The 925-nt window shown below is 39.5% G+C and carries 1 protein-coding gene; it reads right to left on the reverse strand.

All coding sequences use genetic code 11. The features are described from left to right. Positions 1–346: 346 nt before the first annotated feature. On the reverse strand, positions 347–859 hold the full coding sequence (locus tag H5201_RS22480; RefSeq protein ID WP_182719699.1) for a DUF2931 family protein: 513 nt from the start codon (positions 857–859) through the stop codon (positions 347–349). Positions 860–925 lie beyond the last annotated feature (66 nt).

A 925-nucleotide genomic window follows, 5' to 3' on the forward strand; every position in this document is an offset into this window, starting at 1 on the left:
GGTACATCCCACTGGTCATCAAACTTAATTAAAGTCACGAATATATCATTACCTTCATCCGTTGAACCCGATACAACCATATAATCTATTTCACCTGTTGTTGCACAACCGCCTAGTAATACAGCTAACAGACTAATAAGAAGTAATTTTATGAGGTTGTCCATAATCTATATCCATTTATTAGTTGTGATTGCCATTGTGTGCTGAGCTCTGCTTGCGCAGGCTGATTATAACAAAGCGCGAGCTGTGGTTTTTAGTGGTGAATTCAGCGTCTTCTTCAGGGCCATGAGCTACGGGCTGCCTCTGCGAATACTTTATAGAACATAAGCTTAGGGTCGTGGCTTTACTACTTATTCTCACGCCATTGAGCTTGCCCAGAGCCAAGCTCGTGTAGAACACGTCCAGTAAACCCGGCTGATGGTGTATTTGAAATCCAAACCTTTATCTCACCTGATTCACCCATACCAACTATTAAATATGGGTAAATATCAGTTTCTACTTCGCCTGTATGGTAACTAAATCGAGGTAATTTACTGGCTAATTTATAACCATTTTTATCTATTGCCACTTCACCAAAGTAAATTCTATTTTCTGACTTATCTAACCATTCAACGGCTACTTTTTCTGGGAATTTTTGATCGTAAACGCCACTTGTTTTACCGGCACTTTGCCAGCAACAACCAAGGCTCCCCATAGGAATACCCCAACTATTATCAAAAGTAATTGATTGCACCCAAATTTCATTACCCTTTTGTGTCGCACCGCCTGCAACCATGTAATCAATTTTACCTGTAGACGAACATCCTACAGCGAATAATATTAAAGCGAGTGTGATAAGTAATTTTATGAGCTTGTCCATAATCTATATCCATTTATTAGTTGTGATTGCCATTGCTCACTCTTTTCATCTTGTTCTGGCTGATTG

The organism is Pseudoalteromonas sp. SG43-6, assembly GCF_014164365.1.
Classification (GTDB): Bacteria; Pseudomonadota; Gammaproteobacteria; order Enterobacterales; family Alteromonadaceae; genus Pseudoalteromonas; species Pseudoalteromonas rhizosphaerae.